22 protein-coding genes and 2 pseudogenes are annotated in these 21,014 nt (G+C 63.0%); 12 read left to right on the forward strand and 12 right to left on the reverse strand.

All coding sequences use genetic code 11. The annotated features are described in order from the left end of the window. Window positions 1–121: 121 nt before the first annotated feature. The 3 genes from NJU76_RS04290 (at window position 122) to NJU76_RS04300 (ending at window position 3,246) form a co-directional block, all read left to right on the forward strand. Window positions 122–1,225: a putative sulfate/molybdate transporter gene (locus NJU76_RS04290; protein ID WP_254531546.1), complete on the forward strand. Its 1,104-nt coding sequence runs from the start codon at window positions 122–124 to the stop codon at window positions 1,223–1,225. Window positions 1,226–1,508: 283 nt separating this feature from the next. Further along, the gene (locus NJU76_RS04295) at window positions 1,509–1,982 is read left to right on the forward strand and encodes a DUF7384 family protein (RefSeq protein WP_254531547.1); all 474 of its coding nucleotides are present in this window, start codon (window positions 1,509–1,511) and stop codon (window positions 1,980–1,982) included. 136 nt (window positions 1,983–2,118) lie between these two features. Further along, on the forward strand, window positions 2,119–3,246 hold the full coding sequence (locus tag NJU76_RS04300; RefSeq protein WP_254531549.1) for a guanosine monophosphate reductase: 1,128 nt from the start codon (window positions 2,119–2,121) through the stop codon (window positions 3,244–3,246). Window positions 3,247–3,288: 42 nt separating this feature from the next. Here NJU76_RS04300 and NJU76_RS04305 read toward each other — a convergent pair whose 3' ends face one another. After that, window positions 3,289–3,537: a hypothetical protein gene (locus NJU76_RS04305; protein WP_254531550.1), complete on the reverse strand. Its 249-nt coding sequence runs from the start codon at window positions 3,535–3,537 to the stop codon at window positions 3,289–3,291. Window positions 3,538–3,723: 186 nt separating this feature from the next. Here NJU76_RS04305 and NJU76_RS04310 point away from each other — a divergent pair, with 186 nt between their 5' ends. Next, entirely contained in the window at window positions 3,724–4,188 is a 465-nt protein-coding gene (locus tag NJU76_RS04310; RefSeq protein ID WP_254531551.1) for a universal stress protein, read from the forward strand. A 256-nt stretch (window positions 4,189–4,444) separates the two neighbouring features. Here NJU76_RS04310 and NJU76_RS04315 read toward each other — a convergent pair whose 3' ends face one another. Further along, window positions 4,445–5,104: an SOUL family heme-binding protein gene (locus tag NJU76_RS04315; protein ID WP_254531552.1), complete on the reverse strand. Its 660-nt coding sequence runs from the start codon at window positions 5,102–5,104 to the stop codon at window positions 4,445–4,447. 199 nt (window positions 5,105–5,303) lie between these two features. Between NJU76_RS04315 and NJU76_RS04320 the strand changes: the two genes are divergently transcribed. Continuing rightward, the gene (locus tag NJU76_RS04320; protein WP_254531553.1) at window positions 5,304–6,296 is read left to right on the forward strand and encodes an ABC transporter ATP-binding protein; all 993 of its coding nucleotides are present in this window, start codon (window positions 5,304–5,306) and stop codon (window positions 6,294–6,296) included. 134 nt (window positions 6,297–6,430) lie between these two features. Here the strand turns inward: NJU76_RS04320 and NJU76_RS04325 are convergent, their stop codons facing one another. Then, the gene (locus NJU76_RS04325; protein WP_254531554.1) at window positions 6,431–7,627 is read right to left on the reverse strand and encodes a COG1361 S-layer family protein; all 1,197 of its coding nucleotides are present in this window, start codon (window positions 7,625–7,627) and stop codon (window positions 6,431–6,433) included. A gap of 172 nt (window positions 7,628–7,799) precedes the next feature. Here NJU76_RS04325 and NJU76_RS04330 point away from each other — a divergent pair, with 172 nt between their 5' ends. After that, window positions 7,800–8,600 carry an ABC transporter permease gene (locus NJU76_RS04330; RefSeq protein ID WP_254531555.1) on the forward strand — a complete coding sequence of 267 codons (801 nt, stop codon included), beginning with the start codon at window positions 7,800–7,802 and terminating at the stop codon, window positions 8,598–8,600. A 111-nt stretch (window positions 8,601–8,711) separates the two neighbouring features. On the opposite strand, the gene NJU76_RS04335 is transcribed toward NJU76_RS04330, so the two are convergent. Together NJU76_RS04335 and NJU76_RS04340 are read right to left on the reverse strand one after the other, a co-directional pair. After that, window positions 8,712–9,263 (reverse strand): XTP/dITP diphosphatase, encoded by a 552-nt coding sequence (locus tag NJU76_RS04335; protein WP_254531557.1) that lies wholly within the window; start codon window positions 9,261–9,263, stop codon window positions 8,712–8,714. 145 nt (window positions 9,264–9,408) lie between these two features. Continuing rightward, window positions 9,409–10,065, reverse strand: a complete 657-nt coding sequence (locus NJU76_RS04340) for a helix-turn-helix domain-containing protein (protein ID WP_254531558.1) — start codon at window positions 10,063–10,065, stop codon at window positions 9,409–9,411. 83 nt (window positions 10,066–10,148) lie between these two features. Between NJU76_RS04340 and NJU76_RS04345 the strand changes: the two are divergent. After that, a pseudogene (locus tag NJU76_RS04345) lies at window positions 10,149–10,466 on the forward strand (NADH-quinone oxidoreductase subunit C); the annotation flags it as partial. Window positions 10,467–10,541: 75 nt separating this feature from the next. Here NJU76_RS04345 and NJU76_RS04350 read toward each other — a convergent pair. Further along, window positions 10,542–11,810 (reverse strand): RNA-guided endonuclease InsQ/TnpB family protein, encoded by a 1,269-nt coding sequence (locus NJU76_RS04350; protein WP_254531559.1) that lies wholly within the window; start codon window positions 11,808–11,810, stop codon window positions 10,542–10,544. Between the two features lie 53 nt (window positions 11,811–11,863). Here NJU76_RS04350 and NJU76_RS04355 point away from each other — a divergent pair, with 53 nt between their 5' ends. Together NJU76_RS04355 and NJU76_RS04360 are read left to right on the forward strand one after the other, a co-directional pair. After that, on the forward strand, window positions 11,864–12,001 hold the full coding sequence (locus tag NJU76_RS04355; protein ID WP_254531560.1) for a hypothetical protein: 138 nt from the start codon (window positions 11,864–11,866) through the stop codon (window positions 11,999–12,001). A 69-nt stretch (window positions 12,002–12,070) separates the two neighbouring features. Beyond that, window positions 12,071–13,423 (forward strand): annotated as a pseudogene (locus NJU76_RS04360) (NADH-quinone oxidoreductase subunit D); the annotation flags it as partial. Window positions 13,424–13,560: 137 nt separating this feature from the next. Here NJU76_RS04360 and NJU76_RS04365 read toward each other — a convergent pair. The 6 genes from NJU76_RS04365 to NJU76_RS04390 all read right to left on the reverse strand — a co-directional run bounded on the left by NJU76_RS04365 (window position 13,561) and on the right by NJU76_RS04390 (window position 18,969). Continuing rightward, complete coding sequence (locus NJU76_RS04365) at window positions 13,561–13,851, reverse strand: DUF5808 domain-containing protein (protein ID WP_254525073.1); 291 nt, start codon at window positions 13,849–13,851, stop codon at window positions 13,561–13,563. A gap of 135 nt (window positions 13,852–13,986) precedes the next feature. Continuing rightward, complete coding sequence (locus NJU76_RS04370) at window positions 13,987–15,696, reverse strand: bifunctional N(6)-L-threonylcarbamoyladenine synthase/serine/threonine protein kinase (RefSeq protein WP_254531561.1); 1,710 nt, start codon at window positions 15,694–15,696, stop codon at window positions 13,987–13,989. Between the two features lie 120 nt (window positions 15,697–15,816). Next, on the reverse strand, window positions 15,817–15,951 hold the full coding sequence (locus tag NJU76_RS04375; RefSeq protein WP_254531562.1) for a 30S ribosomal protein S27ae: 135 nt from the start codon (window positions 15,949–15,951) through the stop codon (window positions 15,817–15,819). Continuing rightward, window positions 15,952–16,284 carry a 30S ribosomal protein S24e gene (locus NJU76_RS04380; RefSeq protein WP_254531563.1) on the reverse strand — a complete coding sequence of 111 codons (333 nt, stop codon included), beginning with the start codon at window positions 16,282–16,284 and terminating at the stop codon, window positions 15,952–15,954. It lies immediately after the preceding gene. Window positions 16,285–16,716: 432 nt separating this feature from the next. Next, complete coding sequence (locus tag NJU76_RS04385) at window positions 16,717–17,601, reverse strand: CAP domain-containing protein (RefSeq protein ID WP_254531565.1); 885 nt, start codon at window positions 17,599–17,601, stop codon at window positions 16,717–16,719. 303 nt (window positions 17,602–17,904) lie between these two features. Beyond that, window positions 17,905–18,969: a WD40/YVTN/BNR-like repeat-containing protein gene (locus tag NJU76_RS04390; RefSeq protein WP_254531566.1), complete on the reverse strand. Its 1,065-nt coding sequence runs from the start codon at window positions 18,967–18,969 to the stop codon at window positions 17,905–17,907. A gap of 398 nt (window positions 18,970–19,367) precedes the next feature. Here NJU76_RS04390 and NJU76_RS04395 point away from each other — a divergent pair, with 398 nt between their 5' ends. The 3 genes from NJU76_RS04395 (at window position 19,368) to NJU76_RS04405 (ending at window position 20,935) form a co-directional block, all read left to right on the forward strand. Next, the gene (locus NJU76_RS04395) at window positions 19,368–19,847 is read left to right on the forward strand and encodes an Lrp/AsnC family transcriptional regulator (RefSeq protein ID WP_254531567.1); all 480 of its coding nucleotides are present in this window, start codon (window positions 19,368–19,370) and stop codon (window positions 19,845–19,847) included. Continuing rightward, window positions 19,840–20,151 carry a HalOD1 output domain-containing protein gene (locus NJU76_RS04400; protein WP_254531568.1) on the forward strand — a complete coding sequence of 104 codons (312 nt, stop codon included), beginning with the start codon at window positions 19,840–19,842 and terminating at the stop codon, window positions 20,149–20,151. Before NJU76_RS04395 ends, NJU76_RS04400 begins: the two co-directional genes overlap by 8 nt. Before the next feature lie 418 nt (window positions 20,152–20,569). After that, complete coding sequence (locus NJU76_RS04405; RefSeq protein WP_254531570.1) at window positions 20,570–20,935, forward strand: type IV pilin domain-containing protein; 366 nt, start codon at window positions 20,570–20,572, stop codon at window positions 20,933–20,935. Window positions 20,936–21,014 lie beyond the last annotated feature (79 nt).

Consider the following 21,014-nt stretch of genomic DNA (forward strand, 5'->3'; position numbering starts at 1 on the left):
CTAGCAGCGTCGCCGAGAACTCGCGCCGATATGTAACTATATTAGGTTACTCAAATTGTCTCAGACAACCGTGAGTAGTTACCGGCAAGAGTGAAGTCGATTCCCGGTTTAGCGGGTGTAGATGGCGTACTCGTTCCGATCGGAAGCCCACGCGAATCTCGAGTTCTCCGCCAGCGAGCTGACGGGTGCGCTAGGTGATTCGGTTACCGTTCTACCGCTGCTGGTCGCATTGGCTGCGACGACCAGTGTCTCGCTTCCGCACGTCCTCGTGGGGTTCGGCGTCTTTCAGATCCTCTGGGGGATCTACTATGGATTGCCGCTCTCCGTCGAACCGATGAAAGCCCTGATCGGCCTGGCGATCGTCGGTGCGCTCACCTATACCGAACTCGCCGCAGCCGGATTAGTCGTCGGCGGCGTCTTGCTGCTGGTCGGCCACCTCGGGTTCGTCGGCCGGCTCCAGCGGGTCGTCGGCGAGCCGGTCGTCCGCGGCGTCCAGTTCGCGGTCGCCCTGCTCCTGCTCGAGGCAGCCGTCGACCTCTCGATCGGGAATCCTCCGATCGCAGTCGCCGGGTTGGCTGTCGTCGGCCTGCTGGCCCTCGCGGGGTACCGAGGAGGCAGCGCCCTCGTCGTCCTCGGGCTCGGCGGGATCGCAGCCGTCGCGACGGCCGGGCTCCCGACGCCAGGAGTTCCCGGACTCGCGCTCTTTCCGGCGGGAGCACCGACCGTGAGTACGGCGGCGATCGAAGGAACCGTCGCTCAGCTCGGCATGACGGTCGGAAACGCGGCCATTGCAACAGCCCTGCTCTGTGACGACCTCTACGATCGAGACGTCTCGGCGGACGCGCTCTCTATGAGCATGGGGGTGACCTGCCTCGCGGCGATTCCGCTCGGCGGTGTCCCGATGTGTCACGGCAGCGGCGGCCTCGCCGGCAAGTACGCCTTCGGCGCGCGAACCGGCGGCGCGAACGTGCTGCTCGGCGTAGGCTATCTCGCGCTCGCGCTCGTCGCCGGCGGTGCCGTTCTCGCCGCCTTTCCGATGGCCATCCTCGGCGTTCTGCTCGCCGCCGTCGCGCTCCAACTCGCTCGAGCCGCGTACGATCCCGTCTCCGACGTCCGATCGCTCGCGTTCGTCGTCGGTGTCGGCGTCGTCGGAGCGGTCGTGAACGTCGGCGTCGCATTCGGCCTCGGGGCCGTCGTCTACGTTGGCCTTCGGCAGCGTCGATGAAACGAACGCCCGGCGCAGTTGGGTACCGAGGAGATGGAATTCGTTCGCCTGACGTCTCCTGCAGATAACGTCCGGGGCTTTCGCGCCGGGCTCGAGCCGAACGAGTGAACGGCCCGCCCCGAACGACTGGCGGGCTCGCCTCGAGTCGGACGACCTTTTACTCCGGCGGGCCAAGCACGAGCGATGACCGCGAGCTGGGCCGACCTGTTCGACCGCGGAGCGGAATACGACGTCGACCTGGACCGAATTCGAACGGAACTCGAGTCGATTCGGGAGGACGAGAATGCCTGAGGAGCCGGATCCCGCCCGCGTCGTCGCCGACGCGGACGTTCTCGCGACGGACCTTCTCCTCGGCGGTGACGCCCGCAACGCACTGGATCACGTCCGACGACATTCCTGGGTCGACCTCGTTGCGAGCGATCCGCTGCTCGATGTGACCGAACGACTCGTGGCGACCCTCACCGATCAGGATCTGGCCGCCGACCACCGCACGCGACTCGAGGCCGACCGTGTCCGCGTCGAACACCCCGAGGGCGACCATCCAGCGCTTGCGTCGGCCTATCGGGGGAAGGCGGCGCACGTACTGTCGTACGACGAGCGGCTCCGTTCAGCCAAAGCGGGTCTCGCGCTGCAGCCTCGTATTTCTGTCAGCGTTCGTCCGCCCGATGCGTTCGCCAGCCTGTTCGACGCCGCAAGCCTCTACGAGGTCGTCGAGGGGGGCGAGTATCCGGGACCCGACCGAGATCCTCGCGAATGACCGTCCGTCGAAGACGGCGGTGACACTCTTCAGCGAGGACCCGGCGGAGCATGCGGAGGCGGGACAGTATCGAGTTGCGTTTCGTGACCGACCTCCGGGACCCTTATGTGACGAGAGCACTGAATAGGGAGGGGTCATGAACGATCTCCGTACCGGTCTGAGCTACGGTGACGTCCTCCTCGTCCCGAACCGCTCGTCAGTCGATAGCCGCAGCGACGTGAGCCTCTCGACGGCGTTTACGCCGGCTCTCGAGCTAGAGTCGCCCCTCGTCTCCGCCGCGATGGACACCGTGACGGAGGCTGAACTGGCGATCGAACTCGCGCGCGCCGGTGGAATCGGCGTTCTCCATCGGTTTCTCACACCGGACGAGCAGGCAGACCAGATAACACAGGTGAACGCAGCCGACGAGCGGGTCGCCGCCGCCGTCGGAATCAACGAGGACTACATCGCCCGCAGCGACGTCCTGGTCGCGGCCGGCGTCGACGCACTCGTCGTCGACGTTGCTCACGGTCACCTCGAAGGCGCGCTCGAGGCCGTCGAGCGTCTCCACGAGGAGTTTCCGGGGACCGATCTGGTCGCCGGCAACGTCGCGACGCCCGCCGGCGTCGAGGATCTCGCGGCCGCCGGCGCCGACTGCGTGAAAGTCGGGATCGGTCCCGGGTCCCACTGTACGACTCGAAAAGTCGCCGGCGCGGGCGTCCCGCAGCTGACCGCCGTCGACGACTGCGCGTCGGCCGCCGAGGACCTGGACGTGACGATCTGTGCGGACGGCGGAATTCGCACCTCCGGCGACGCGGTGAAGGCGTTGATGGCCGGGGCGGACACCGTGATGCTGGGAAGTCTCTTCGCTGGCACCGAGGAGGCGCCCGGTGCCGTCGTCGAGGTCGACGGGACGCGATACAAGCGCTCGCGCGGGATGGCGACGACGACCGCAGCCGAAAAGCGCGACGACAAGGACGCCGAGGTTCGTGCCGACGAAGGCGTCGAGGCGCTGACGCCGTACAAAGGGCCGGTCGCGGACGTCGTCGACGAGTTTCGCGCCGGTATCCAGTCAGGTCTCTCCTACTGCGGCGGTCACACAATCGTGGAGGCACGAGAGAAGGCCGAATTCATCCGCGTCGCACCCAGCGCCAAAGAGCGCGAAGGGTACCACGCGGACCAGGACTGGGAGGGCGTCAGCGTCGATAGCGAAGTCCCGGCCGTCAGCGAATCGATGCTCTCGGACGGTGAGCGACCGAACGACGCCGCCGAAAGCGACGACTAGGGTCGGCCCGTCGCTCGTCGGGTCTGCCGTCCACCGATCAACTCACTCCCCGAAATCGGATTCGAGGGACAGCCACCAGAGTCGATTCCAGCCCTCGATTTCGTGACACTCCAGCGTGCCCGCCTCGGCCATCGCCTCGAGTCGTTCGGCCATTTCGTCGAGCGGGACGGCGTGCTCGTTAGCCAGGTATCGAGTATTTACGACCGGCATGGGGGCGGCCCGTATCGATTCGACGATCGCTTCGGCGCGTACCCGATCGCGATCGGAATCCGAGTCGCTATCGTTCGGCATACAGAACCGACTCCCCGCCCTCAATTGAATCCCCGGTGACGTCGCGATGGCGACTTCGACGGCCGTCCGCGACGGAATTGACGACCGCACTCGAACCGCCACATCGATTTTCGACGGCTCGTGCTGGATGGCACCCGGCGGGAGGTGCCTCTAATGATTTTAAGAGTGGTTGCCGACTGGATACGTATGGCACCCACGATTCTGGTCGCGTACGACGAATCGCCGCAGGCGACCGCCGCGTTACGGCACGCGCTTTCGACCTACGAGGACGCCGATATTCACGTCCTCCACGTGAACGATCCGCGAGAGTGGTCCTCCGGGGACGGCATCGACGGCTTCTTTTACTCCGAGGTCGCGTTCGAGCGGTCACAGGAGTCCGCCGAAGCGCTGCTCGAGGAGGCAGAGGAAACGGCTCGAGAGTACGATACGACGGTGACGACGGCGTCCGAGATTGGAATGGTCGCAGAAACGATCGTCGAGTACGCCGAAGACAACGATGTCGACCACATCGTCCTCGGGAGCCACGGACGACACGGAATCTCGCGGTTCCTCCTCGGCAGCGTCGCAGAGCGAGTCGCCCGACGGTCGCCGAGCTCCGTGACGATGATCCGGGAGAAGACTCCTCATGACGAAAATTCGAGCGACGAGTAGGAGACGTGGCAAGTGGGATAGAGACGACAAAGCAAGGTGGCAGAAAGGGAGAGATGTGAGGTGGCCAGTAAATCTCCCGGAGGTCGACGATCAGCACTCAATCGTCGGACGGAACCAGAGCCGGGGCTACCGCGGTCCCGACGGTCCACCGTCACTCGAGACTTCGTACTGGAGCGGTGAGAATCCACGAACGTGACTCGGTCCGATTGCGCCTGCGCCCTGTTTGCGTTTCCGACTGATCGAACGTGACGCGTCGCTACTCGATAGCGATACGCTGCCCCCCGTCACGAGGTCGACTATCGGATTCCTCGATGGCCACTTCGACTTCGTTCGTTCGAAGGAACGGCGGGGTCCACGGGTCGTTGTACTGAAGCAGCACCGGCTGGCCGCGAATCTCGATGTCCCGTTCCGAAAGCTGCTCGAGCAGCCGTGTACGCTGGCGGTCGACCCGACCGTCGGTCGCGTACCACGAGAATCGCCGCACCGCGGCCGTTTGCGGTGGTTCGACGACGAGTCGAACGTCCGGATCGGTCGGAGTCGGGGCCCGCTCCGGTGTGTACGTCGAGGGAAGGTAGAACGCCATCGTGACGGTGTCCCCATCGGCGTCCGTTCGAACGGGAACGGTCATCGAAATCGACTCGCTTCGAGTCGCCACCGGTGCCGTCATCGCGACATCCTCGTTTTGTGCGTTCGAACCCGATATATAGCGAAACAGGCGCTGGAACGCGGTTCGTTCGGTTTCCGCCGTCGTCTCGACGAGAACGAGTTGCGGATATCGCCGAATCTCGATGCCGTCGAATCGGTCGATCGTCTTCGAGGGCACGCGTTCGGTCGTCCGGGACACGTAGACGCCCCAGCCGACCCACGCCGCAACCAGGGCGCCGATTCCGACCAGAATTCGCCGTATCGATTGCATACGCATCGTACTGGGACGACAGCCAAAGTCGTGCAGGGAACGTTCAGCCAAACCAGAGGGCCATTCAGAACGATAGATCCGGGGACAGTCCGTTTGGACGGTCCGGGTACCATGCACGGGCCGAACATGTATATCTTCATACAAATAGCGAGGACAGCACCCAATCACCTATAAGCATCGAGCCGCCGTCAAACCGACCGTGCCCGACGCGTTGCCACACCCCGTGGCTGTCGACGGTCTGACGAAGTATTACGGAGACGTCCGTGGTGTGGAGGACCTCACGTTCGCCGTCGAACGCGGGGAGATATTCGGCTTTCTCGGACCGAACGGGGCGGGCAAGTCGACGGCAATTCGCATCCTGCTCGGCCTGTTGAAACCCACTGACGGCAACGCCACTGTACTCGGACGCGACGTGACCGTCCGAGAGGAACTCCACGATATGAAACACCACATCGGCTACCTGCCGAGCGACGTGACCTTCTACGACCGTGTGACGGGCGCAGAGATCCTCGAGTACTTCGGGCGGCTGCGGGGCGACGAGCGCCGCGCGGAACTCCTCGATCGTTTTCCAGTTCCCCTCGATCGGAACGTGAAGGCCTACTCGAGCGGAAACAAACAGAAACTCGCCATCGTCGCGACGTTCATGCACGACCCCGAACTGGCGATCATGGACGAACCGACGTCGGGGCTCGATCCGCTGGTCCAGAACGAGTTCTACGAACTGCTCGAGGAACGGGAAGAACGGGGACAGACGAGTTTCTTCTCCTCGCACGTCCTGAGCGAGGTCCGCCGCGTTTGCGACCGCGTCGGGATTATCAGAAAGGGGCGGTTGATCGAACTCGATAGCGTCGAGAACATTCTCGCGGAGGGTGGGACGGTCGTCACCGTCCGTCTGGCCGAGGAGCCGCCGGCCGCCGACCTCGAGTTCCCCGGGGCCGCACGCGTCGAGCGGCGGAACGGCAGCTATCGACTCGTACTGTCACGGGAGTTCGATTCGCTGATCGACCGCCTCCAGGAGTACACGGTGCTCGACCTGGAGGTCCGCGAGGCGTCCATCGAAGACGTGTTCATGCATTTCTACGGTGACACCGAGGATACCGACGGAGAAACCGACGATACTCAGCGGGGGACCGACGACGCTGAACGGACCGCCGGGAGGGGTGATTCCGAGCCAGCCGGGGACGTGTCCTGATCGACGTGTTCAGATTCGGACGGCCTGAACGCCGAGCGGTCCGGACGCGCAGCCGACTCCGATCAATGATGGCCGATGGGTGGAACCGACTCCGACCGAAACGGACCGTCGCTCGAGGGCGCGTGGACGCCGGCTCAGCGCCGACGAATCCACCAGACTGCCGCGAGGATGAGAACTACCCCCACGAAAGCGAACGGAGCGAGCGAGTCCACGTCGGCCTCCTCCTCGGCGTCGACGATCGAAACCGGGAGCGGCATCGGATCAGTGCTCGTTCTGTCGCCGGTACCCGTGTCGTACGTAATAGCTAGCGTCGCGCTGGCGGTGGTCTCGATCGCGTCAGTCGACGACTCGAGGGGGAAGCGAACCGTTTTCGACTCGCCCGGGTCGAGGGTTCCGATATAGGCCGTCGGAGACTCGCTCGTCAGCGGCGGGGTGACGTTCATCACCGCGACGGCGTCCGTGACCGTCTCGTTGCCGTCGTTGGTAATTCGCACCTCGTAGATTCCCTCCCCGTCGACGGGGATGTCGCCGTTCACGGGCGTAACATCGAACGACTGCGACTCGATGACCGCGATGCCGAGCACGGAGGGCCCACCGGTTTCTACGGTTTCGTTGGCGTCGTCATCGTCCTCATCGTCATCGTCGGTGTCGTCACCCGACCCGTTTCCGTTATCGTCCTCCCCATCATCACCGTCGTCATCGTCGTCTTCCCCATCATCACCGTCGTCATCGTCGTCTTCGTCGATGGTGTACTGGACGCGAGCATACAACGGATACGTTCCAGGTTCGACCTCGGCCGCGGCGATATCGACGTCGATGGTCTCGGTATCGCCGGGCCAGATGTCCTCCAGGTAAACCGATTGGGTCGCTCGTGGCGCGGTGGGCGAACCGAGGGTCAACGCGCCAGCTGGCGACTGCAACGTCACGACGATGTCGGTCACCTCCTCGTCGCCGTCGTTCGTCACTTCGAGGACGACGGTCGCGACGCCACCCGCACGGACTGACTGGTTGTCGGCGACTGATACGGTGAGATTGTCGTCAGAGGGGCGCACTCTCACCGTTCCCGTCGCCGACGCGTTCGTCCCCGCAACGGCCTGTTCCTCCCCGGTCGGGACTCGAGGAGCGGTTTCGACGTCGGCCCCGGGAGCCGTCTCGTTGACTCGTGTGTCGTTTCCGGTCTGTTCGTTCTGTAGTGCCGCGGCCGCAGTGTCGCTGGAAACGGGAGCAACACCGCCGCCGAAGAGAAGCAGTGCGACGAGCAAACAGCCGGCGAGGGTAACGCGAGCCTGTGAGGACCGACTCGAGCCACCGCCACCTGCCTGCCCCGTCATGTCCGCTCCGAGACGGACGAAAACGGAATAAAGAACCGCCCCTGTTCCGCCCTCAAACCACCCGCTTACCAGGAGCGATGCCGAGGCAACCGGTAGTTACCTCGAACGGTCTTCTCGGGTTACACTCCACCTATAAGTGACAGGCCCCCGTCGGACGGCAGCGACGAATCGAATGCTCGAGATCACGTCGTTCGAGGCCGGTCGTCGGCTCCGAGGTGCCCTGTTACTCTCGGGTGCACTGATCGCGCTGATCGCGCTCACCGTCGGGCTCTTTCCGTCGATCCAGGAGACCGGTGTCGATTTCGACGCCTACCTCGAGTCGTTGCCGCCGGAAGCGAGGCGCGCGTTCGTCGGCAACGTGACGACGCTGACGACGATCGAGGGATACCTCGTCTCACAGCTCTACCAGTTCGGCTGGGTGTTGCTACTCGCGATCTACTACGCCTACGCCGCCGCCTCGACGATCGCTTCGGAGGTAGAGCGGGGCACGGTGGGCATGATGCTCTCGTTGCCGGTGACGAGAACGCGCTTCGTCGTCGGAAAGTTCCTCTCGCTCGTCCCGGGACTCGTCCTGGTCAATGCGATCACGTTCCTCGCGGTCTATCTCGGCGTCAGGTTCGTCGACGAGTCGATCGACGTGACCTACTTGTTCGCCGTCCACGTCTATTCGATCCCCTATCTACTCGCCTGTGCCGGCGTGGGGCTGCTGGCTTCCGTCGCGTTCGACTCCGTTCGACGAGCGCAGACCGTCGGCGCCGGGACAGTTTTCGGACTGTTCTTGCTCGATACGTTCACCTTCGATACCGACTACGAGTGGCTCGGCGACATCGCTGTCTCCCGGTACTTCGACCCTGGGGCGATACTCGTCGACGGTGAGATTTCTGTGTCCGACCTCACGCTCCTCGTGATCGTGGCCGTCGTCCTCCTCGTCGTCAGTAGCGAGTACTTCGAACGACGAGACGTCTCCGGGTGACATCGAGACCGTTCGTGACGGATTGGTCGGCGGCACAGTCGCGTGCCGGATCGTGGGCTCGGACGGCTCCGTCCAGATCGCGTGTCGAATCCTCACCGACCGCCCCCTCGATCATGCATCCCGCTCTGCGTACCACTCCGCGAATTTCGCCAGCGCTCGACCGCGATGGGAGATCGCGTTCTTCTCGTCGGTATTCATCTCGGCGAAGGTCTGCCCGTTGTATTCGAAGATTGGATCGTACCCGAATCCGCCGTCCCCACGGGGCGCGACCAGCGTCCCGGCGACCGCCCCCTCGAAGGTCTCGGTCCCGTCACCGTCCGCGTACGCGAGGACAGTTCGAAAGTGGACGCGACGGTTCTCTTCGCCCTTCGCGAGCCGCCAGAGTCGCTCGACGCCGACGGTGTCCTCGACGTACGCCGAGTACGGCCCGGGAAATCCGCCCAGCGCGTCGACGAACAGCCCGCCGTCGTCGACGAGGACCGGTTCGTCACTCCCCAGTTCCGCGAACGCTTCCCGTGCGCCGTAGGTCGCGATCGCTGCGAGCGAGTCGCTCTGCACCTCCGTGTAGTCGTACTCGAGTTGCTCGACGGGTTCGACTCCCTCGAGGTACGCTCGCGCTTCGCGGACCTTGCCCTCGTTCCCGGTGACGAATCGAATGGCCATATACGAGGCGGCGTTCCCGGTGGGAAAATAGGCGTCGGTGCGTCGGTATCGAACGCCCGATTTCGAACGGACGGTTGCGTGGCGGCTGTCTCGTGCCCACTTGACGAGACAGCGTCGTGTAGCGAGTTCGACCCTCGAGCGGGCGCTACAGATCCAGGGCCTCCATAACGGCCGACTCGGCTTTCCGAAGGTGTTCGGCGGCCGTCCCGGGTGCACAGTCGAGTACCCCGGCGACGTCCTCGACGCTCGCCGACCGGGGGACGTCGAAATAGCCGAGGTCCCGGGCGACCCGGAGCGCCTCGCGCTGGCGGGCGGTCAGCGCACCGGCCGCGGCGTCGCTCCCGTCGTACTCACGGACGCGACCGACGGTCGTCTCGATCCCGTCCGGGACGTCCGCTAACGCCCGCCGGATGTCCTCGGGTTCACCGACGACGAAGAATCGGACCGTCCAGTCGGACCGGTACTCGAGGGGCGGCAGGGCGACGAGACTCCCGCGCGTGAAGCTTTCGAGCAGTCGATCGTCGACGTTCGCGGGGATGTCTCGCACGTGCACGGTAAACGACCGATCGCCGGTCGGCGTGAGTTCGTACTCGCTCACTCGGCCGGTTTCGTCGAGGGCGGCCTCGTAGACGTCCGGATCGCCGACCACGTGAAAAATAAAGGCGTTGTCGTCTCCGTCGTCGCCGGTGAAGTTTCCGTGAACCATCCGATACTCGTCGAACGCGTCGCTATCGGCGACGAACCGGTGCATCGGATGGATCGTCTCGGCGTCGTACCGGAGGATGAGCCGAACGGTCTTCATGCCCTGGCAGTCAGGCGTCGATATATAAATAGCCTAGTAGCTGTCGCACCATCGACTCGTCCGCGCCGTGAGAACGGTCGCGTATGTCGTCACGTTCGACGTTCGAGTCCGGGACGGCGGAATCGGACCCGTGTCCCGACCTCGAGAGACTCCTCGGCGACGTCGTCCGGGCTCGCGACGACCACCTGAACGCCCCGGGCGTCGTGATTCGGCCGGACGAGGTACAGTCCGTCCTCGCGACGCTCCGGGACGACGCGGGGTTCGATCACTGTTCCTGCGTCACCGCCCAGCAGTACCCGGATCGATTCGAGACCATCGATCACCTGAAGTCCTACGACGATCCGACTCGCGAGGTGAGCGTCGTCGTCCCGACGTCGGTCGACGACCCGTTGACATCCTCCACGCGCCTAAAGGCGCGGGAATCCTCACGTTGGGGGTCTCGGCTCATGCCGAACCACCACACGAGCGACTTTCTCCTACGTGTGTAGGATACTCTGGTTCGTGCGCGCTTCTTTGGGACGTTCGTGAGAGTGTGGTATCTCCGACCAGTCGTGGTCGTCCCACTCGAATCGCACGGGCCGTGCCATCGGCCGTGGTACATTTGTTTCGTGCCGTCTCAAGAACGTCTCCGACGCGGTGAGGTCTGCGTGTCCCTCGAAGTCGCACGAACACGTGAGCGTGTCTTGGTATCGAGTCGTGTCCTCCGTCGAACCGCACTGCGGACACTCTTGGCTGGTCCACGCTTCGGAGCGGACTTCGACGGTGATCCCGTACTCTTCGGCCGTACACGCCAGTCGGTCGATGAACGCCCGGAACGCCCAGAAGTTGTGTGTCTTCGCGTTCGTCCGAACCGACCAGTGCGTCTCGAGTACGTCGGTTAAGTCGCCGACGTACACCGTCGAGACACCTTGGTCGTACAGTCGTTCGATCAAGTCGCGGGCCAGCGCGTCCATCGCGTGGTCGCGCCGTCGCGTCCGGCGCCGGTACAGCCGCCGAATCCGATTCGACGAGTATCGGCCGTCGCGGAGTTTCGACTGTAGCCGGGCTATCTCCCGCGTCGTTTCGCGGAACCGCTCGAACAGGTCGCGGCCTTCGTACAGGTACTGCTCGCCGGACGTAGTCGTACAGGCGACGATGTTGTTCGCACCAATATCCAGAGCGGCGGTTTCGTCCGCCAGTGGTGAATCCTGTCGGGAATTGTCTACCGTGACAGGCTGAAAGGCCCTGAATTGGTCCGAAAATTCGTCGTAGTACAGTTCCAGCCGACCCTGTTTGCCGTCCCACTTCGGATCGCCAGCGACTTCGAGGCGAAGCCGTTCGGTGTAGCCGAGATCGTACTTCTCCTTGAGTTCCTTCCCGACGGGGATCTCGAGGCGGGAACGGTTTCCGAGTTCGAGTGTGTACAGGTCGTTGCGGATGTAGGTCCGCAACGTTCGACCGTCCTCCTCGTTGCCCCAGTAGCCGGGTGGGGAACACTTCTCGCCCTCTTCTTTGAGCGAGAAGAACGAGTTCCACGCGTTCTTGCTCTTTCGAATGAGCTGTTGGGCGGTGGCACTTCCGAGAACACCGACGTACTGTTTGCGGTAGTCGGCGGTGTCCCAGACGCTTTCGCCGTCGATGTACTGCTGGCGTCGTTCGTAGGTGAGTTCGTTCCAGAGACAGGCAGAAGCGTCCAACAGTTCGTGCAGTAGCTCCCGGTCCTGTTCGGATCGGGGGCGAACGACGAACTGGTTGGCCCGCTTCATCACTCCCTTCTACATCCCGAACATACACAAGTGTATGTGATTTGTAGGTGAGTATGGGACGGACCCTGCACATCAAGGTTGACGATGAACAGTACGAGTGGCTCTCTGACGTGAAAGAGAAGCGTGGACTGACGTGGCGAGGGATGCTTATCCACGCTGCCGAGGACTTGGAGACCCCAGATGGGTCGTAGTCGGTGGTTGGCCGGTAGTGCCTGCCGCTCGACCCCCGCCTGAAGGCGAGGGCATGCGCTTGATCATCTGTCAGCGAATCCGCCGAACCCGTCTTTCGAACCGCGGAGTGGCACGAGCGCGAGGCCTTCGATCTCGTCGGGATCGAGTACGACGGCCACCCTGACCTCCGGCGGATCCTCCTTCCCGAGACCTGGCAGGGCCACCCCCTCTCGCCGTCGTACGACCGGGAACAGACCCAGATCGTGACTCTCTCCGAACACGCGAATCCGATCGCGGACGACGAACACGACGACGTCACCGACACGATGTTTCTCAACATCGGCCCGCATCACCCGTCGACCCACGGCGTCATGCACGTCAAAGCCGTCCTGGACGGCGAGACGGTCGTCGACGTCGATCCCGACGTCGGCTACATCCACCGCTGCGAGGAACAGGTGTGTCAACAGGGGACCTACCGCCACCAGATCATGCCCTATCCCGACCGCTGGGACTGGATGGCGGGGCTGTGCAACGAGTGGGCCTACGCGCGCGCCGCCGAGGACCTGGCCGACCTCAACGTCCCCGACTACGCCCGGATCATCAGAACGATGGGTGCCGAACTCTCGCGACTGGCCTCCCACTTCATCTCGCTCGGAACGTACGCACTCGACATCTTCGGCGAGTTCACCGCCACCTTCCAGTACGCGATCCGCGATCACGAACTCGTCCTCGACCTGCTAGAGGATCTGACCGGCCAGCGAATGATGTACAATTACTTCCGGCTCGGCGGGGTCGCCTGGGACCTGCCCGAACCCCGCGAGGAGTTCGTCGAGCAGTGTCGCGACTTCCTCGACGGCCTCCCGACAAAGATAGACGAGTACCACGACCTGCTGGTCACGAACGAGATCTTCCAGCGTCGGTGTATCGACACCGGCATCCTGGAACCGGCGGTCGCCAAACAGTACGGCTGTACCGGTCCGGTCGCGCGGGGCTCCGGCATCGACTACGATCTTCGGCGCGACGATCCCTACGGCTACTACGAGAACATAGAGTGGGACGTCGTCACGGAGTCCGCCGGCGACAACTTCGCTCGCGTACTCGTTCGGCTGCGGGAAGTCGAAGAATCCGTGAAGATCGTCGAACAGTGTCTCGACCTGCTCGCGGAGTGGCCCGAAGACGAGCGAACGGTCCAGAGCAACGTTCCCCGGACGCTCAAACCCGATCCCGGCACCGAAACGTACCGCGCCGTCGAGGGAGCGAAGGGAGAACTCGGCATCTACGTTCGCTCGGACGGCACCGACACGCCGGCGCGATTCAAGATTCGCAGTCCGTGTTTCTCGAACCTCTCCGTGTTACCGGCGGTTACGGACGGCGAATACGTCGCCGACCTGGTCGCCGCCATCGGGAGCCTCGACTGCATCATGGGCGAAATCGGCCCGTAACCGAGGCGTCGCAGGTCGACTCGAGAAATCCGTCGGAAAACACCCTCCAGCCGACCGATTCGGTTCGTCGGGAATCGGGTCACGTCTCGCTGTCACCGGTTCCGATCGTCGTACGGCGGTCGACGCTGGGCCGTCGATCAGTCGTCGGTTTCGCTGTCGTCGACGATGACCTCGACCGGTTCGTCAGCGCGGTCTTCGCCCCCTTCCGTCGACCCTTTCTCCTGTTGCCATAGGAGCCCACCCGCGACCAGGACGACGACCCAGGAGCGCCAGTTGGCGAGATTCAGGGTATAGCCGACCCCGAACGGTTTCTCGACGAGCATTCCCTCACCGGGCTGCCAGTACGACGAGAGCATACGGCCGATGCTCGGTCGTTCGAAATTGTACGGTACCCCGAGAATTTCACCGGAAGTCGGCTTCTCTGCCATGGCCGGTGATACGTTCTCCCCTGATAAGAGTATTGTGTGCTATGACGATCGATGCAATCGATCGGCCGCAAACGGGCGAGAACGGTCGGGAAAAGCTTCCAAGGGGCAGGGTGGCTTCCGAGGGTCGGCGGTGACTCACGATTGGTACCGACCGCGTTCCTCGACGGCCCGCAAGCGCTCGAGGACCCGTCCGTCGCCGGTCTCGCGGTACCCCGAACGGACTGCCTCGCGGAGCGGATCGGGGTCGTCGGCTGTGCCGACGAGGCTCTGGTCGAAGACGTGCAAATCCATCGCGTAATCCTCGACGTGGTCGGTGTGGTAGCCGAGACCGAAGTCGATGAGGTACGTCCGTTCACCGGTACGCTCGCTTTCCACTGCCGCTCCGTCCTGCTCGCCGACACGAGCCTCACGATCAGTGCAGGCCTCGTCGCCGTCCGGGCGGCCCACGCGGACGTTTCGAGTCGTCGGATCGCCGTGGACGAATCCCGCAGCGTGGAGGCGCGCGAGGTGCCGGCCAACCTCGCGAACTCGCTCGGCGGAAAGCCCGTCCCGCAGGTCGCGGTCACCGACGTATTCGAACTCGAGGCGCGCCTCGTGGGGATCGACGTCGGACAGGACCGGCGTCGGGACCCCTTCGCGGCGGGCCAGACTGGTGAGACGGGCCTCCAGCGTCGTCCGCTCCCTGCGGAGGCGGTCGTCGAGTCGAGGGGCTCGATAGTGCTTTGGCTTGCGGCGCTTGGTCACGCGGCCCGCTTCTCGATCGATATCGACGAGTGCTTCGGCGCCGCGAACGTGCATCTCGTCGACGCCACGCCCGACTTCGAGTTCGGGCTCGTCCGTCCGCCACGTCACCGGAACCTGATCCGGGCGGAAATCGGGGTCGACTCGCGATTCCTCGAGCGCGAGTGTATCGCCTGCGTCGTACATCTTCGCGCCGAGGACGGCGATCATTCCCGCGTTATCCCGCAGAAACCGGGGATCAGGTGCGTGGAACTGTGCGCCCCGCTGGTCGCACATCGCCGACAGCATCTCCCGAAGGCGTGCGTTCTGCCCGACGCCGCCGCCGAGGACGAGTTCGTCGCTCCCGGTCAGTGACAGGGCTCGCTCGGAGACTTCGGTCAGCATCCCGAAGATGTTCTCTTGGAGCGAATCGCAGATGTCCTCGACCGGCACTCCGTCATCGGACGCCTGCTTTGCGGCGCTCATGATCCCGGAAAACGAGAAGTCCATCCCCTTGACGACGTACGGGAGGTCGACGTATTCGCCGTCTTTCGCGGCCACCTCGACCTTCGGGCCGCCGGGATGGGACCAGCCGACGTGACGTGTGAACTTGTCGATCGCGTTCCCGACGCCCGTGTCCATCGTCTCCCCGAGGACCCGGTAGCGCCCGTTGCGGTAGGCCAGCAGGTGTGCGTTCGCGCCACTCGCGTTGAGACAGACCGGTGCCTCGAACCCGGACGTGTGGCGACCGATCTCGAGATGGGCGACCATGTGGTTCACGCCGACTAGTGGCACCTCGAGGACCTGGCTCAGCGCCCGGGCGGCGGTACCGACGACGCGCAGACAGGGGCCCAGACCGGGACCGCGCGAAAACGCGACCGCGTCGACTGGGGACGCCGTCGCCGGGCCGTCGTGCGTCTCGCGAGCGTACTCGAGGGCCCGTTCGACGACCGCCGGAATGGCATCGTGCATATGTTCGGCAGCCTCACGAGGGTGAATCCCGCCGCTTTCGGGCTGGTAGGCATCGGTCTCGATGAAGACGTCGTCGCACTCGGCGTCGAAAAGGGCCGCACTGGCGGCCCAGGCAGTCCCTTCGATCCCCAGGATACGAGCGGTAGTCGTCACGGGTGGGAACGATTTCGGTTACGCTGGGAAACAGTCAGTGTCTCCTTGAATCGGCGGTTACGGGTCGATTCTCCTCGCGTCCGGGTCTACCGTGCCTCGTTTGCGGTCAGCACAACACCGTTATTCCCACTCGGTGTAGCTGCACTTCCCGCAGTGTTTGCGGTCGCCGTGGTCCGCCAAGAAGACATCGCCACAGCGGGGACAGAGTTCGCCTTCGGTACTGCCGTCGTCGGCGTAGAGATCGTAGCGCGCCATCTATGCTTGCTCCGCCTCGGCCTCGGCTTCCGCCTCCGACTCGTCCGCGTCTTCGGCGCCGATCTTGTTTCGCTCGAGCATGTGGTCCTGTTCGACCTCACGGGCGAAGTCGGCGGTGTCGTAGACCTTGGCCTGTCCGACGGTCTTTCGCATTCCGAACTTGGTGCCAAGTTTGCGGATGACGACCTCGTCGGCATCCTTGTTCAGTTTCGCGGCGAGGCTGTCGCGAACCTGCAGACGAGAGGGCGTGGCGTCCTCGTGGACCAGTTCGAAGGTCACGTCGGTTCGATGCAACATGGGGTTCTCCTCCTCGGAGATGATGTTGACGTCCATGATATCACTCAGTTACCCTACTATCCCCGTGTAGCGCCTAAAAGGATTTCGAAGCGACCACCCGCTCGCAGACGGCGCTCGTCGCCCGCTCGGCCGCAAATCGAGTCGCTCGAGGATGCGTGAATGGCGATACCGTTCTCGTGATCGAACGGGCCGATTCCGACGGAGAGCTGTGGATTCACCTCGCGGCTGCCATCACGCGAGTCGTTCCGTCCCGAGGACCGAAGAACTGTCCGTCAGCGAACTCCGTCGGCGTGTGCGTGACAACGACTCGTGAGACGCCGACCGCGACGGTGTCTCCGCCAAAAATCGACTGCGACGTCGAGATATCGGATCGTGACGGCGTCCACGCAAAAATATTGGAGTGCAACCCCCACGTGCCGCGAACCGATACCGGTCCGATCGTCTCACAACCTCACCAATTGCGGTCGGTTAGCACCCGAGGTCGAAGTTCTGCGTCGCATAGAGCCGGCCGGCTTCGTCGACGACGACGCCGAGTCCTTCGCTGTCCCACCGCTCGTCGAGTATGTTTCGACGGTGCCCGCTACTCCCCATCCAGCTCTCGACGCACGCTTTCGCCGCGGTCACCGGGTCCGCTGTGGCGGGCCGATAGAGGATGTTTTCGGCCATCGACTTGCAGACGAGGCCCGCATCTTCGAATCGGTCACGGACGGTTTCGCCGTCGGGTGTCACGTGGCTGAAGAAGTCGTTCTCGGCCATATCTCTGCTATGTCCGCGAGCCACCTGGGCGACTTGCTCGTCGAACGCGATCCGATCCAGTCCCTCTCGAGCGCGGACCGCGTTCACCTCGTCGTGGATCGCGGCTTCGACCTGCGCACTGTACGTCGAGTCGCTCGAGTCGCTCGTGTCCGTCTCGGTGACGTCGGAGACGGTGAGAGAAATCGAATCCTTGTCGTACTCACCGTGTACGTCACGAACGGCGAGCACGGTGGTGTACTCTCCCGGCTCCGCGTACGTGTGAGCGACGTGGTCGTCCGTCGTCGATATCGGATCGGTCGCATCGCCGAACTCCCACGCGTACACCTCGATGTCACCCGTGGTGCCAGTCGCGTCGAAGGTGACCTCGGTGCCGGCTTCGACGGTCGTTTCGCTCGCCCCGATGTCCGCGACCGGCCCCCGTGATCGGGGTTCCGTCGCGCGGTCCGCTGGTGCAGGCGGTTCGTCACGATCGGTTCGTGGGCAGAACCGTTCAGGGCTGTCAAGCGTCTGTCCTTCTGCTGATACAGCAGCTGTAGTAACGGTGTATCCAGTGACTCCTGTTGCGGTATAGAGTATCCCGCGTCGGGTTCGTTTCATTCGTCGTTGGTGGTGGTTGTCGCAGTTGTCATACGGTTCGCGGAGCAACGATCTGTTACTCCGTAGCCGACATCGACGGACGGATTTAACCTTATTTCTCAGCTAACGATGGTGCAACCGTTCGGACGTGCACAATTATCGCGGGACGGAATCGATCGGTCCACGCCGTCCGATACTGTCGCTATGTCAGCACCGATCCGTCTCGCCGGTTTGCTCCTCACCGAGCAAGTCAGAACCCGACGAAATCCTCTGGAAAGAGTGGAGAGACGGGTATCGATGTCCGAAAGCGACGACCGATCGCCCTCAGACGGTCGTCAGCCCGCGCGGCGTCTGGGCCTCGAGTTCGCTTTCCCAGTCGATAGCCAGGCGACTCCACGAGTCGCCGAAATCAGGAGTACGGAACACCCCGCGGTTGTTGACGGCGTAGACGATTTCCGGCTCACCGGTGGTCGCGAACACAGTCCGGACGACCCCGTCGCCGGTCGGGAGACCACGATCCTCGAGCCGTTGCCACGAGTCGCCGCGTTTCCGATACACGTACGAATCAGCCCTGCTCGCGGTATGAGCCGTCCGTGGACCATGCGCGCTCGAGAGCAAGACGCGGTCCGGATCTCCGGGGTCGGGAGCGACCGACCAGCAGTATCGGTGCTCGAGGCCGTCCTGCGGCCGTCGCCACGACCGACCACCGTCGTCGCTCTCGGCGTAGCCGTCGCCGGCCGCAGCGTAGACTCGACCGTCTTTCTTCGGATGGGTCGCGAGGGAGTGATTATCCCGACGGGAATTTGGGGGTCGCTCGTGCCAGGTTTCGCCGCCGTCGGGCGTGTAGACGAACGCACCGGCTTCGATTCCGACGTAGAGTCGCTCGGGATCGAACGGATCGACCGAGAGCCAGCGAACGTGGTGCGTGTACGGCCGCGGCGGGAAGAACCACTCGCCGGCCGACGGGAGGTCGGTCAAGCCCTCGAGCTGAGACCAGGAGTCGCCGCCGTCGCTCGACCTGTAGATCCGACTCGGTTCGGTCCCGGCGTAGACGACTCGCGGGTCGTGCGGACTGATCGTCACCGCCATGACGGCATCGTCCTCGCGCCCGGTCTCGTTCGCGCCCGCCCCGGCCGTCGGATCGGGCGGCAGGTCCACTGCGCCGAACTCCGGTCCGAGACGCTCGAACGTCTCGCCGCCGTCGCTACTTCGAACGAGCCCCCGCTCGAAGGTTCCGACGAAGACGCGGTTCGGTGCGTCGGGACTGGCGGCGACACACTCAAGGTTGTCTTCCTCGAGTCTGGTTTCTGTCGTCCACTCGTCGGGGTCGGATCCCTCGCCGGTACAGACGAGAAGTCGGTCACGGAGCGCAACGATCGCGGCTGTCATGTCGTATGCAACGCGGCCGATTCGGATACGTGTCGTGGTGTGCCAGCACATCGACTCGACGAGCGGGTCATCTGGCCGAGATGGAACCGTACTCGCGACGCGTCATCTGCCGTATTCGAACGGTCGCACCGGTTGTTCGACCGTGATCTGGATGTCACTGTCGGACCGCCCGCGGGGCGGTGCAAAACCGATGCTGTCATCGCGTCCGTGGAGCGTTCGAGACGGTGACCGACCACCGACGACCGGTCTCTGTCGGAGCCGGGGTGAGACGAATTGCTTATTCCACAATCGCGATATCGGAAAATGTCCGTTTCGTGCCCTATGTTCCGATATCAACATTTATTCTGATTTAAGGTACGAAAAAGACAAGAAGAGGGCAGTCATTTGCGAAATCGAGAATGGATCTAGACGAGACGAACAAAGCCGTCCTGTATCTACTCCAACGGGATGCACGGCGAATTACTACCAGGGAGATGGCCGACCGAATCGGGGTGTCGGCCAGCACGGTGCGAAACCGAATCGAACAACTCGAATCGGAGGGAATCATCTCCGGATATCACCCGGTCGTCGACTACGACAAAGCTGGACTGCAACTACACGTCCTCTTTATCTGTACGGCACCGAATCCGCAACGCGAGCAGTTGGCAGTGGCAGCACGCAACGTCAGCGGCGTCGTTACGATCCAGGAGGTCCTCAACGGAAAAGAGAACGTTCAGGTCGAAGCCGTCGGAACAGAAACCGACGATATCGCCCGAATTAGCGACGAACTCTGTGATCTCGGGCTCGAAATTGTCAACTCGAAAATACTCAAGAGCTCATACAAGCAGCCGTTCGATCACTTCGGGAAACACGTTATCGATGACGAAGCCAATGAGTAAAAGAGTTGGACCGATCGAATTCGACGTCGAGACGAACACCTACCGCATTCGATACGATCCGCAGACGATTTCGCCGAGCGTGGCCGTCATCTCCGCGCTCGAGGAGATCACCGCGAGCGACGCGACCGACCTTCCCCCGCTCTATGGGGCAATCGACCCACAGGGACTCGATCGGCTCGTACGGACCACGCGGTACGACGCGGGCGCTCGAGACATACGAATCAGCTTTCAGTATCAGCAATGGTCGATATCCGTCTTTAGTGCCGGCCGCATCGAAATCCAGGCGACCGACCGACCCGAGTGAAGAGACCTTTCGTAGTCGTCGGTCCGCCCGTGTGAGCAATCGCGCTGCCAATGAATGGCACAGCCACCGAACGCCACCCTCGAATTGCGTATCCTGCCAGTTCGAAAATACGTTCGACGGATCGATCGCTACACTTTAAATAGCATTCCGAGGGTAAACAGCGGCCCAAGGTCAGGAACCCGTCGGCCAGTCACTGGGATCGGAATAGCGACCATTGAGTGACCACCCCCTTTCCGAACCGGAAAATTTAATTTTGGATTGTATAAATTTATACTGTTATGTGTAGGTATAATTATTAGCATCGGTGAGCGAACTCGAGGAACCGAGTGCGAGTCGACGCACATCCGACGAACCGTCCAATCCGGAACAACGAGAGCATGGACTGATCCTCGTCGTTCGCGACCGGTGTGGCAATACCATGAATGGAAAATCGATCCAGTGGAAACTGGGAGGATCAGCCGACGAACGTGCCGTCTCACCCGTTATTGGTGTTATCCTGATGGTTGCAATTACAGTGATTCTCGCAGCCGTGATTGCAGCATTCGTACTGGACATGGGGAGCAATCAGAGCGCTCCGGCTCAGGCCGGCGTTACGGTCAATCAAACTGCCACCCCACACGAAGTGACGATTACACAACTCGGCGAGAATACAGACACGGTCAGATGTTCGAATGGAGGTGGTTCGGCTGGAGCTGTTGGCGAAACGTTCACCTGCGCAGACGGCGATAATATTGTCGCGGTTACTGGCGAAGGCACGGAAACCGTTATTCAGACGGCCATTTGACTGACCGGAACGATACGACGGTCCGATCGACCGAATTTTTGGGATTGTATTTTCGTGATCACCAATATCGACTACTCCC

The sequence above is a fragment of the Natrinema gelatinilyticum genome (assembly GCF_024266705.1).
In the GTDB taxonomy this organism is placed as follows: Archaea; Halobacteriota; Halobacteria; order Halobacteriales; family Natrialbaceae; genus Natrinema; species Natrinema gelatinilyticum.

Bases quoted from the DNA above. Each gene is read 5' to 3' on its own strand.
- NJU76_RS04400 (WP_254531568.1), top strand. From the start codon at position 19,840: ATGAGTAAAAGAGTTGGACCGATCGAATTCGACGTCGAGACGAACACC.
- NJU76_RS04405 (WP_254531570.1), top strand. From the start codon at position 20,570: ATGAATGGAAAATCGATCCAGTGGAAACTGGGAGGATCAGCCGACGAA.
- NJU76_RS04315 (WP_254531552.1), bottom strand. From the start codon at position 5,104: ATGCAATCGATACGGCGAATTCTGGTCGGAATCGGCGCCCTGGTTGCG.
- NJU76_RS04300 (WP_254531549.1), top strand. From the start codon at position 2,119: ATGAACGATCTCCGTACCGGTCTGAGCTACGGTGACGTCCTCCTCGTC.
- NJU76_RS04390 (WP_254531566.1), bottom strand. From the start codon at position 18,969: ATGACAGCCGCGATCGTTGCGCTCCGTGACCGACTTCTCGTCTGTACC.
- NJU76_RS04395 (WP_254531567.1), top strand. From the start codon at position 19,368: ATGGATCTAGACGAGACGAACAAAGCCGTCCTGTATCTACTCCAACGG.
- NJU76_RS04375 (WP_254531562.1), bottom strand. From the start codon at position 15,951: ATGGCGCGCTACGATCTCTACGCCGACGACGGCAGTACCGAAGGCGAA.
- NJU76_RS04310 (WP_254531551.1), top strand. From the start codon at position 3,724: ATGGCACCCACGATTCTGGTCGCGTACGACGAATCGCCGCAGGCGACC.
- NJU76_RS04305 (WP_254531550.1), bottom strand. From the start codon at position 3,537: ATGCCGAACGATAGCGACTCGGATTCCGATCGCGATCGGGTACGCGCC.
- NJU76_RS04295 (WP_254531547.1), top strand. From the start codon at position 1,509: ATGCCTGAGGAGCCGGATCCCGCCCGCGTCGTCGCCGACGCGGACGTT.
- NJU76_RS04365 (WP_254525073.1), bottom strand. From the start codon at position 13,851: ATGGCAGAGAAGCCGACTTCCGGTGAAATTCTCGGGGTACCGTACAAT.
- NJU76_RS04330 (WP_254531555.1), top strand. From the start codon at position 7,800: ATGCTCGAGATCACGTCGTTCGAGGCCGGTCGTCGGCTCCGAGGTGCC.
- NJU76_RS04380 (WP_254531563.1), bottom strand. From the start codon at position 16,284: ATGGACGTCAACATCATCTCCGAGGAGGAGAACCCCATGTTGCATCGA.
- NJU76_RS04325 (WP_254531554.1), bottom strand. From the start codon at position 7,627: ATGACGGGGCAGGCAGGTGGCGGTGGCTCGAGTCGGTCCTCACAGGCT.
- NJU76_RS04350 (WP_254531559.1), bottom strand. From the start codon at position 11,810: ATGAAGCGGGCCAACCAGTTCGTCGTTCGCCCCCGATCCGAACAGGAC.
- NJU76_RS04340 (WP_254531558.1), bottom strand. From the start codon at position 10,065: ATGAAGACCGTTCGGCTCATCCTCCGGTACGACGCCGAGACGATCCAT.
- NJU76_RS04335 (WP_254531557.1), bottom strand. From the start codon at position 9,263: ATGGCCATTCGATTCGTCACCGGGAACGAGGGCAAGGTCCGCGAAGCG.
- NJU76_RS04355 (WP_254531560.1), top strand. From the start codon at position 11,864: ATGGGACGGACCCTGCACATCAAGGTTGACGATGAACAGTACGAGTGG.
- NJU76_RS04385 (WP_254531565.1), bottom strand. From the start codon at position 17,601: ATGAAACGAACCCGACGCGGGATACTCTATACCGCAACAGGAGTCACT.
- NJU76_RS04290 (WP_254531546.1), top strand. From the start codon at position 122: ATGGCGTACTCGTTCCGATCGGAAGCCCACGCGAATCTCGAGTTCTCC.